This is a genomic window from Stenotrophomonas sp. STEN021 (assembly GCF_056760175.1).
Window position 1 is genome coordinate 1 of the sequence record NZ_JBRREH010000126.1, and the last position, 9,924, is coordinate 9,924.

Here is a 9,924-nt window from a genome sequence, read left to right on the forward strand (position 1 = left end):
AAACCCGTCGAAAAGCGTCAGAAACGGCGCAAAATCGATCATATCGAGGTCGACTTGGCGCCTTGACGCTGAAATCCAAGTATCAGAGCGCTTTGATCAGACCTTCCCTAGCTCAAAAAAAGCCGGAACATGCAATCCATTATTATCAACATATATTTTACGCAAGATCGAAGGAGGCACCTTGTAGTGTCCTGTAATACGCCCAATGGCTGGATCACGATTTTCGGGAGCCATCCCCTCTTTAGTCAAAGCTCGATCAGTGTATGTAATAAAATGGTGCCGTAGTGCATGAAAACCCATTCCCGATTCAGTGATCCCTTGATCTTTGATATAAGCAGAAAATTGTCGGGACAACTGACGCCCAAAGCTCAATTTTCCTTCACCATTGGGCAAATTTGGAAATAGTCGCTCAAAACCAAATTTCTTGATTTCTTCGACATAACTCAAAAATCCAGCATCAAGAACAGGTTTGGCAAGAGGAACAAAACGATCTGAATTGTCGTTTTTTGTTGAGTTCCCTTCTACTACATCCGTAACAACAAACCCCCAGATATTATTAACTTGAATAATATCATCGGGTCGCAATTGAGCGACCTCATTGACTCGGGCACCTGAATAAAATCCGATCATCACGCCCCAGAACCTATGTGGCCACTTATAAGCCCACTCTTCAAAACTAGGGCCAAATACAATTTTTATCTCTTCTGCTGTAAAGGGCCTTCCTCCGTCAGACTTGACGGAGCTTTGAGGCTTGGGAAGACCGGCCAAGGGATCACGGTCCAGATATTCAACTTTACGCAGATAATTAAAAAACACCGAAAGACGAGACCAGTGCTTATCAAGTGTTGCTTGAGCCAAAGGGGGCTCATTGTTCGCTTTAGCAAGCTTGACAACTTGCTTCACAGTCAACGCTTTATATTCTTCCCGCTGTGTTGCGTGTTTTGGATAATTACGCACGGCATCAAAAAAATCTCGAACTGAATCTACAGTCAGATCCCGAGTTCGGATATTTCCAGTAATTCCAGAAAGAATACGCAGAGAGAGACGGCTTTCAATGATCGTCTTGTTGTCAGTATTGGAAGAAATCAAATCTTTGATATGTTCTTCTGCTGCTTCATTCAACTTAATGTAAAGCTTCTTATTTTCCCGAACATACTTTTTACCTTCTTGAATTTTCTGAAGTTCAAGAAATCCGGGGAATCCACGCGTCTTTAGTTCAGCTTCTTCATCTTGAAGTTGCTTTACAAAGCGATTGAATCGGGCTGCATCTTCATCATCATCGACTTTAATGCCTGTCAAAGTCGTTTGACCTACTTTTACTGTGTCAATAGTGAAAGTGCGGATACCCCGCTTAAATTCATCACTACTCACTAGACCGCCCCTGAACGCCTTGAATGCGTTTGAGAGTGCCACAGCTACCTGTGCAGCAGCCAGCCTTGCCGCATCGTTCCTGAGTCCATACATGGAGCGCACGAGGAACCGAGAGCCGACAGCAGCCCGAAGATCAGAAGGAACAAGGAAGCGGACATAAAGTCCGGAAGAACGCACTAAAAATAGTGGTTTTGGCATAAAACGATACCTCAAACGATACCTTTGGGGGATCGTTTTTCAGCATCATTTCTCTCAAAAACCCTTGACTTTTCAGCAACTTAATGCTAGCGTCAGGAGTGAGTGGAGCGGGCGAAGGGAATCGAACCCTCGTCAGTAGCTTGGGAAGCTACAGCTCTACCATTGAGCTACGCCCGCTTTGGCGAGGGTGAAGTCTATGCGTGACGCTGGGACAAAGCAACGGCCGGCACGGACTGCTTCGGGCGCCCGAATACCGTATTCCCAGCCGGACCAGACTCTCCAGATGGCGGCGCAGGCAACTGTTCTGCAGGTATTCGAAGCGTCTCGCCTACAAACAAAAAGAGGCGATGCCGCAATTGCGGCACCGCCTCCCACACACAACCTCGTAATACGTAATTACTACAGCAACTTAGAAGCTGCCGCCGAAACTGGCGAACAAGGTCGCATCACGTGCCGACTTCTGCATCGTGGTGGTGCTCAGGCCGATATTGCTGTCCAGGCCCCACAGCTTGAGCCGTGCACCCAGCACCGCGCTGGCGTAGTTGCGGTCGAACTCCAGCCCCGGCACCTTGTACATGCCAACGCCGGCCATGGTCTGCAACCAGGCACTGGCCTGCTTGCCGTCTTCGAACTCATGGTCGTAGGTGACCTGCACGTACGGTTGCACGGTGCCGCCATCAAAGCGGGCCTGCCAGCCGATGCGGCCAACGGTCGAATCCAGGTCCTGATCGGCATAGCCCAGCGCGGTGGCGCTGGTATTGCTTTCGACATAACCGTCCAGCTTCACCTTCTGCCAGACCACACCAGCCACCGGACCGTGGCGGAAGCCACCGGCCTGGCCGAATTCGTAACCTGCATTGATCGCAGCGGTCAGGTTGCTGCCGTCCGGCGAGCCCTTGTGCTCGCGGGTAGCCGGGCCCAGTTGCACCTTGCGGGTCACGTCGTAACCCAGCCAGCTGTAGCTCACCTGGCCGTTGATCCAGGCGCGCTCACCGTACCAGCCAGCGAACAGACCCAGGGTGGTGTCGTCCTGGGTGAAGTTGCCCTTGCTGTTACCGAAATCGGCATCCATGCGGCCATAGCCGGCAAAGCCGCCCAGCACCATGCCATCACGCGCCCAATCAACACCGAACAGACCAGCAGGCGCCATGCCGTCGTACAGATCGGCATGGTCGTAGCGCTGCATGTCACCGCGCACATTGCCCCACCAGCTCAGGCCATCAGCCGGACGCGAGCCCAGGTGTGCGCCAACCTGATCGGCGCGGGCGCGGCCGGTGGTTTGCGCCGAATGGCTCAGTATCTGCTGCAGCCGCGGCGCTTCCAGCACCGAGATGGCGTACTGGCCAAGGATCTGATGGGCAGCGGTGGTCGGGTGCACACCATCGGCGAACACATAGGTATTGTTCGCGTTCGGCGCTGCCAGGCTCAGCGGCGAGCAGGTCAGCGATGAGGCCGAAGTACAGGCCATGTTGCTGACATTGGTGAAACCATAGGTGCCGGGATTGCCGACGATTTCCTGCAGGATGGTGAAGGTATCGACCGGAATCACCTGCAGCCCGGCCTGCTTCAGGCCACCAAACAGGGCGTCGTTATACGCCTTGGCCAGCGCGGTACCCTGCGCCATACCCACCGCACCACCGGCACGTGAGGCCGGCGTCAAACCGATATCAGGCAGATTTGGCACCATCACGTACTCTGCACCGGCGGCCTTCAACGCCCCAACGATGCCCACTTGATCGGTCACCGCTGCACCGATGATGGCCTGCGCCTGCGCCGGAGCCGCCTGCACCGCGAACAGATCATTGGCGCCGCCCCACACCGTGTACAGCGCTTTGGCGTCAGCCTTGCCGCCGTTGGCCGCCAGGTACTTGGTCAACTGCGTCTTCATCGACGGCGTCGCGCCCAGCGCCCCCACCGTGTCCACGCCAACCCGGGCGCCGCCAACCGCATAGTTGTCACCGGTCTGGCCGTTGCCGTTGGGGCTGGCATTGGTGCCGTACTGATCGGCGATGTAGTCCGCCCACACCCAACCCGGATTGGTTGTGAAGCGGCCCACCAAGGCAGCGTTCGGGTCCAGTTGCATCAACACCGGCCGGAAGTAGCCGGTATCGGTCAGGCTGTCACCGAAGAACACCGTCTTGGAATACGGCGATTGCGCCATGGCCGGCACTGCCGCCAAGGCGATGGCGACAGCCATGGCAGCACGCAGCGGGCGAAAGGAAGAGGACATGTTCAACTCCTGGGTGGGGGAAAGCGGACAGGCATACGCCGCCGCACGTTGTTATGTTTTCATTACCGCGTAAGACAAACACGCTGCGCCGCCGCAAACTGTCTGGCCGCTGGGCTTTTGTAGTCGCGCTGGCGAGAATAGCGGCATGGACATCCATCTGAATGGCGAACCCCGCCAGCTACAATCCGCCCTGACCCTGATCGAACTATTGGCCGCCGAAGGGCTGGCGGAGCGCCGCGTGGCAGTGGAGGTCAACGGCGACATCATCCCGCGCAGCCAGCATGCAAGCCACCAGCTCCGGGACGGAGACGTGGTGGAAATCGTGCACGCGCTGGGCGGCGGCTGAAGCGCCGCAGCCAGGTAGTGCCGAGCCATGCTCGGCAGAGGCGTTCCCGGCGCACCATTTAAATTTGTGGGTATGGCGTCAGCCGCGAAGCTGACAATGCACAAAGGCTAAAAAGCCAACCCCTCCCCAGCCCTCCCCTTGCCTGCGGCGAAGGGAGGGAGCGACAGCGGCGGCTGTGCCAGCACGACCTGTAGAACGCAGCCGTGCTGCGCTGGGGCTTTGCCGGTGATGCCCATGCCGAGCATGGCTCGGCACCACAAGTGCTGGCTTGCCCCGTTGCCGAGCATGGCTCGGCACTACAGATCGGTGGGATGGGTGATAATTCGGGGCATGAATGCAAATGCCCCCACCGATTCGCTGGTCATCGCCGGCAAAACCTATTCATCCCGGCTGCTGACCGGCACCGGCAAGTTCAAGGATCTGGAAGAAACCCGCCTGGCTACCGAAGCCGCTGGCGCCCAGATCGTCACCGTGGCCATCCGCCGCACCAACATCGGCCAGAACCCGGGCGAGCCCAACCTGCTCGACGTGCTGCCGCCGGACCGCTACGCCATCCTGCCCAATACCGCTGGCTGCTATACCGCCGAAGACGCCGTGCGCACCTGCCGCCTGGCCCGTGAGCTGCTGGACGGCCACAACCTGACCAAGCTCGAAGTGCTGGGCGACCAGAAGACTCTGTACCCGGACGTGATGGCCACCCTCAAGGCCGCCGAACAGCTGGTCAAGGACGGCTTCGACGTCATGGTCTACACCTCCGATGACCCGATCCTGGCCAAGCGCCTGGAGGAAATCGGCTGCGCCGCGGTGATGCCGCTGGCAGCGCCAATTGGTTCCGGGCTGGGCATCCAGAACAAGTACAACCTGATCGAGATCATCGAGAACGCCAAGGTGCCGATCATCGTCGATGCCGGCGTCGGCACCGCTTCGGACGCAGCCATCGCGATGGAGCTGGGCTGCGACGGCGTATTGATGAACACCGCCATTGCCGGCGCCCGCAACCCGGTATTGATGGCCAGCGCCATGCGCAAGGCCGTGGAAGCCGGCCGCGAGGCCTTCCTCGCTGGCCGCATTCCGCGCAAGCGCTATGCCAGCGCTTCCTCCCCCGTTGATGGGCTGATCGGCTGATGACCAATCCTTTTGACAGCGCGGGCTCCAAGGCACCGCCCAAACCCTTCACCGTGACCGAAGGCCGCCGCGAGATCCGCAGTTTCGTGCTGCGTCAGGGCCGCTTCACCCCGGCTCAGCAGCGCGCGTTCGACGACCGCTGGCCGCGCTTCGGCATCGACTTCAATGGCGAGCCACGTGACCTGGACGCCACCTTCGGTCGCAACGCGCCCAAGGTGATGGAGATTGGTTTCGGCAACGGCGCCGCACTGCGTTACGCCGCCCAGTTCGACACCTCCAAGGATTACATCGGCATCGAGGTGCATGCACCGGGCGTAGGCCGCCTGCTCAATGCACTGGCCGATGACAATGCCGACAACGTCAAGCTCTACCACCACGACGCGGTCGAGGTGCTGGAGAAGGAAATCGCCGACGGCGCTCTTGATGAGATCCGCATCTATTTCCCCGATCCCTGGCACAAGAAGCGCCACAACAAGCGCCGTCTGGTGCAGCCGGGCTTTGCCGAACTGCTGGTGCGCAAGCTGCGCGTTGGCGGCCGCCTGCATTGCGCCACCGACTGGGAAGACTATGCCGAGCAGATGTGGGACGTGCTCGATGCCACCCCCGGTCTGGTCAACCGCGCCGGCCCGCGTGGCGCGGTGCCGCGCCCGGACTGGCGTCCGCAGACCCACTTCGAGACCCGTGGGCAGAAACTGGGCCATGGCGTCTGGGATCTGCTGTATGACAAGCCCGGTGCCACGGACGCCGGCTGAGTGACGAGGGCGCGATGACAGCTGCACGCTTCCATGGGATTGCCGAACACGCTGCCTGCGCAGCGTTGATGGCAGAGTGCACTGCCGAACCGCCCCAGTTCTCCTCCTTGAAGTCACTGCCCTGATGGATACCGCGCTGACGCTCACCACCGATATGAAGCTCGTGCTCGGGCTGGTGGGCTTCACGATGGCGATGTTCCTGTTCGAGCGCATCCGCGCCGATGTGGTGGCGCTGGTGGTGATGGTGGTGCTGGGCGTCACCGGCCTGATCGCGCCGGAGGAAATCTTCGGCGGCTTCTCGGGTAACGCCGTGATGAGCATCATCGCCACCACCATTCTCGGCGCCGGCCTGGACCGTACCGGCGCGCTGAACCGGCTTGCCGGCTGGTTGCTGCGGCGTTCGCATGGTCTGGAACAACGCCTGCTGCTGCTGACCAGCGCAACCGCCGGCTTGAACTCCTCGTTCATGCAGAACCCGTCGGTGATGGCGCTGTACCTGCCGGTCGCCTCGCGACTGGCCTCACGCACCGCGCTCACCCTCAAGCGCCAGCTGCTGCCGATTTCCGCCGCCATCGTGATGGGTGGCGCGCTGACCATGGTCGGCAACTCGCCGCTGATCCTGCTCAACGACTTGTTGATGTCGGCCAACAACAACCTGCCGTCCGGCACCGCCACCATCGAACCACTGCGCATGTTCGCGCCGCTGCCGATTGGTATCGCACTGCTGGTCGCTTCGCTGGCCTACTTCCGCTTCTACGGCAGCCGCAAGCTGCAGGAAGAGGAAACCGAAAGCGAGGACGGCCAGGCACCGGCCCGCACCGAAAGCTATTTCGCCAAGTCCTATGGCATCGAAGGCGATGTCTTCGAACTGCTGGTCACTGCCGAAAGCCCGCTGGTCGGCATGACCGTCGGCGAGGCCGAGAACCTGTTCGACGCACCGCTGCTGCTGGCGTTGAAAACCGGCGATGACACCCGCCTGTCACCACCAGCCGACATGCGCATCTGGGTAGGCAGCGTGATCGGCGCGATGGGCCCGCGTCAGCAGGTGTCCGACTTCGCGCAGAACCAGTTCCTGCGCATGTCCTCGCGGCTGAAGCAGCTGGGCGACCTGTTCAATCCTGCGCGCGCAGGCATTTCCGAAGCAGTGGTGCCGCCAACCTCGCGCCTGATCGGCAAGACCGCCGGCGAGCTGCGCCTGCGCAAGGAACGCGGCATCAGCCTGCTGGCGATCAACCGCGACAAGCAGGTCATCCGCGAGGACGTGCGCAATACCGCGCTACGTGCCGGCGACATGCTGGTCTTCCACAGTATCTGGCAGGACCTGGCCACCGCCGCTGAAAGCCGCGACTTCGTGGTGGTCACCGACTACCCCAAGGGCGAACAGCGTCCACACAAATTCAAGATCGCGATGGCCATCTTCGCCATCACCATCATCATCGCGCTGACCTCGCACCTGCCGGTGGCCTTGACCCTGCTCACCGGCGTGGCCGGCATGCTGCTGACCGGCGTGCTGCGCATGGACGAGGCCTATGCAGCGATCAACTGGAAGACCATCTTCATGATGGCCGGCCTGATTCCGCTGGGCTGGGCCATGGACAGCAGCGGCGCGGCGGCATGGATTGCCGGCCACACCATCGACAAACTGCCCACTGGTATTCCGGTGTGGGCACTGGAAATCGCGCTGGCCTTGCTGACCACCGCGTTCTCGCTGGTGATCAGCCATGTCGGCGCTACCATCGTGATGGTGCCGATTGCGGTCAACCTGGCCTTGGCTGCGGGCGGCAATCCGACCGCATTCGCGCTGATCGTGGCCTTGTCGGCGTCCAACAACCTGATGACCGCGTCCAACCCGGTGATTTCGATGGCGATGGGCCCGGCCAAGTACACTCCGCGTGAGATGTGGCGGGTCGGCGGACCGCTGTCGCTGCTCTACACCGTTATTGTGGTGATCATGATCAACATCATGTTCTGATGGACAAACCGTCCGCCAGACCGGACCTGCAAAGGAGAATGCGATGAAACGGATGACGTTGGGAGCACTCGGTTTTCTGGTCATGCTCAGCGCCGCTGCCGAGCAGCGCACACCTCCGCAGGCACATTGCATCGATGCACGCCAGATCAGCGGTGCCGAAGACATCACCTCCAACACGCTGGCAGTGCGATTGAAGGATGGGCAGCGTTTCAAGGTACAACTTGCACAGGACTGCCCTGCGCCGGAAAGCAGGCTATCGGTGCGCGGCAGCAAAGAAGGCTGGCTGTGCGCAGAACCAGGCGAAAGCCTGGTCATTGGCGATGCGCAATGCCCGATCAGCACGATCGAGCCCCTGGATACGCGCAACTACGCCGATCTGCTACGGCAGCGCGACAGACAGGTCGCCACCTTGGCACCCCTGCAGGTCAAGGCCGCAAGCGCGGCACCCTCACGCGGCTTTCGTGGCACAGCGGATTATTGCGTCGGCGTTGACGCCGTCCGCCGTTGGAGCGAGAGCCCGCAGGGGATCACCGTCGAAGTTGCACCCAACCGCGCCGCTGGCAATCGCTTCTATCGTATTGAAGTCGCCAGCAACTGCCCGGCACTGGCCAACGCGCAGACGATGACCCTGGTCTCCGGAATGGGCATCGGCATGGTCTGCGGCCATCCAGGCGACAGGATGGCGTTGGCTCGCCCGGAACGCGAACTGATCCGGCCCGGTGATCGTGCAAACTTCAGCGGCAGCTTCGACTGCCAGATCAGCCGCGTCTATCCGGTGCAGGACAAGAACGGGAGCTGAGCCTGCAGGGCTCAGCCCAGCAGTACCTTGCCGTCACCCACCAGCACCGGCACCGCGCGCAGCGAATCGCCCTTGCAGGGGCCCGCGACGCAGATGCCGCCTTCCAGCTCGAACGAAGCACCGTGCACTGCACAGACCAGGTTCCCTTCGCGACTCTTCAGGAACTGGCCAGGCGCCCAATCCAACGCACGCCCAGCATGCGGGCAGACGTTCAACCATGCCCGCACTGCATCGCCATCGCGGTACAGCACCAGCGTCTCGGCATCGCCATCAATCACCGCCACCACCGCGTGAAAGCCTTGATCAGGCACGACGGCCAGTGGGCAGAGTTCGATTCCGGAAGCGATGGCGTTGGACATTGGAGCACCGATACGGGTTAACGGGGCATTGTCGCATGGGCGGCCAACGCCGGGACGAAGCTGACTCATGGCACCGTGCCGCCCCCTGTTCAGACACAGATTAACGACAACTTCACGCAATTGGCCCAATCGCCCCTGATACTTCGTCCCAGACTCAACGTCATAGAGCTTTCATGAACATCCGCTACGTCCAATTCGCCAAGCTGCGCAACCTGTTCGAGCCGCGCAAACCGCGCAACCCGTTGGTGCGCATTGCCTTGGGCCTGCTAGGCATCGCAATTCTTGCGGTATTGGTGGTCGGCGGCGTGTTCATTGGCGCGGCCATGATCCTGGGCGGCATCGCCTGGAAGCTGTTTGCATCGCGCAAGGCCCGCACCGTACGCAAGGCTGACCCGACCGTGGTCGACGCCGAGTACCGCGTAGTACGCAAGGCCGCCCTGCCACAAGCACGCTAAGGCAGCCAATGTAGTGCCGAGCCATGCTCGGCAGAGGCTTTCCCGGCCAATCTACGCGTAGTGCCGAGCCATGCTCGGCAGAGGCTTTCCCGACTACGCAGCAAGAGCCGCAAAGCCACAGATGCACCAACCAGCGAAGGACGTCCCCCTCCCAAACCCTCCCCTTCGCTACGCGAAAGGGAGGGAGCAGAAGCGGTAGTGCCGAGCCATGCTCGGCAGAGACCTTACCGGCACACCCAGTTTGTGGGAGCGGCGTGAGCCGCGAAGCAGATGGTCGATCAGATTGCAGCTATGCCGGTAGTCTCAGTGGTGTCGGC

The 9,924-nt window shown here is 60.4% G+C and carries 9 protein-coding genes and 1 tRNA gene; 6 read left to right on the top strand and 4 right to left on the bottom strand.

All coding sequences use genetic code 11. From position 1 onward, the window contains the following. Nucleotides 1–96: 96 nt before the first annotated feature. The 3 genes from ACVOL0_RS19390 to ACVOL0_RS19400 form a co-directional block, all read right to left on the bottom strand. The gene (locus tag ACVOL0_RS19390; RefSeq protein ID WP_481550471.1) at nt 97–1,569 is read right to left on the bottom strand and encodes a site-specific integrase; all 1,473 of its coding nucleotides are present in this window, start codon (nt 1,567–1,569) and stop codon (nt 97–99) included. Nucleotides 1,570–1,672: 103 nt separating this feature from the next. Beyond that, nucleotides 1,673–1,746 (bottom strand) — tRNA-Gly (locus tag ACVOL0_RS19395). A gap of 232 nt (nt 1,747–1,978) precedes the next feature. Continuing rightward, complete coding sequence (locus ACVOL0_RS19400; protein WP_481550479.1) at nt 1,979–3,766, bottom strand: autotransporter outer membrane beta-barrel domain-containing protein; 1,788 nt, start codon at nt 3,764–3,766, stop codon at nt 1,979–1,981. A 178-nt stretch (nt 3,767–3,944) separates the two neighbouring features. On the opposite strand from ACVOL0_RS19400, the gene thiS reads away from it, so the two are divergent. The 5 genes from thiS (at nt 3,945) to ACVOL0_RS19425 (ending at nt 8,793) form a co-directional block, all read left to right on the top strand. After that, complete coding sequence (thiS, locus tag ACVOL0_RS19405; RefSeq protein ID WP_481550472.1) at nt 3,945–4,145, top strand: sulfur carrier protein ThiS; 201 nt, start codon at nt 3,945–3,947, stop codon at nt 4,143–4,145. A 330-nt stretch (nt 4,146–4,475) separates the two neighbouring features. Then, entirely contained in the window at nt 4,476–5,270 is a 795-nt protein-coding gene (locus ACVOL0_RS19410; protein WP_481550473.1) for a thiazole synthase, read from the top strand. Continuing rightward, on the top strand, nt 5,270–6,022 hold the full coding sequence (trmB, locus tag ACVOL0_RS19415; protein ID WP_481550474.1) for a tRNA (guanosine(46)-N7)-methyltransferase TrmB: 753 nt from the start codon (nt 5,270–5,272) through the stop codon (nt 6,020–6,022). The genes ACVOL0_RS19410 and trmB overlap by 1 nt, the downstream gene beginning before the upstream one ends. Nucleotides 6,023–6,146: 124 nt before the next feature. Next, nucleotides 6,147–7,994 (top strand): SLC13 family permease, encoded by a 1,848-nt coding sequence (locus ACVOL0_RS19420; RefSeq protein WP_481550475.1) that lies wholly within the window; start codon nt 6,147–6,149, stop codon nt 7,992–7,994. Between the two features lie 43 nt (nt 7,995–8,037). Then, nucleotides 8,038–8,793, top strand: a complete 756-nt coding sequence (locus tag ACVOL0_RS19425) for a DUF6491 family protein (protein WP_481550476.1) — start codon at nt 8,038–8,040, stop codon at nt 8,791–8,793. A gap of 11 nt (nt 8,794–8,804) precedes the next feature. On the opposite strand, the gene ACVOL0_RS19430 is transcribed toward ACVOL0_RS19425, so the two are convergent. Then, nucleotides 8,805–9,152 carry a Rieske (2Fe-2S) protein gene (locus tag ACVOL0_RS19430; RefSeq protein WP_481550477.1) on the bottom strand — a complete coding sequence of 116 codons (348 nt, stop codon included), beginning with the start codon at nt 9,150–9,152 and terminating at the stop codon, nt 8,805–8,807. Between the two features lie 173 nt (nt 9,153–9,325). Here ACVOL0_RS19430 and ACVOL0_RS19435 point away from each other — a divergent pair, with 173 nt between their 5' ends. After that, nucleotides 9,326–9,607, top strand: coding sequence for a hypothetical protein (locus tag ACVOL0_RS19435; protein WP_481550478.1), 282 nt, complete (start codon nt 9,326–9,328; stop codon nt 9,605–9,607). The last annotated feature ends 317 nt before the right edge of the window (nt 9,608–9,924 follow it).

What these genes read in the sequence shown, in the direction of transcription:
- ACVOL0_RS19435 (WP_481550478.1), top strand. Translation starts at nt 9,326, where the DNA reads ATGAACATCCGCTACGTCCAATTCGCCAAGCTGCGCAACCTGTTCGAG.
- thiS (WP_481550472.1), top strand. Translation starts at nt 3,945, where the DNA reads ATGGACATCCATCTGAATGGCGAACCCCGCCAGCTACAATCCGCCCTG.
- ACVOL0_RS19430 (WP_481550477.1), bottom strand. Translation starts at nt 9,152, where the DNA reads ATGTCCAACGCCATCGCTTCCGGAATCGAACTCTGCCCACTGGCCGTC.
- ACVOL0_RS19400 (WP_481550479.1), bottom strand. Translation starts at nt 3,766, where the DNA reads ATGGCTGTCGCCATCGCCTTGGCGGCAGTGCCGGCCATGGCGCAATCG.
- ACVOL0_RS19420 (WP_481550475.1), top strand. Translation starts at nt 6,147, where the DNA reads ATGGATACCGCGCTGACGCTCACCACCGATATGAAGCTCGTGCTCGGG.
- ACVOL0_RS19425 (WP_481550476.1), top strand. Translation starts at nt 8,038, where the DNA reads ATGAAACGGATGACGTTGGGAGCACTCGGTTTTCTGGTCATGCTCAGC.
- ACVOL0_RS19390 (WP_481550471.1), bottom strand. Translation starts at nt 1,569, where the DNA reads ATGCCAAAACCACTATTTTTAGTGCGTTCTTCCGGACTTTATGTCCGC.
- trmB (WP_481550474.1), top strand. Translation starts at nt 5,270, where the DNA reads ATGACCAATCCTTTTGACAGCGCGGGCTCCAAGGCACCGCCCAAACCC.
- ACVOL0_RS19410 (WP_481550473.1), top strand. Translation starts at nt 4,476, where the DNA reads ATGAATGCAAATGCCCCCACCGATTCGCTGGTCATCGCCGGCAAAACC.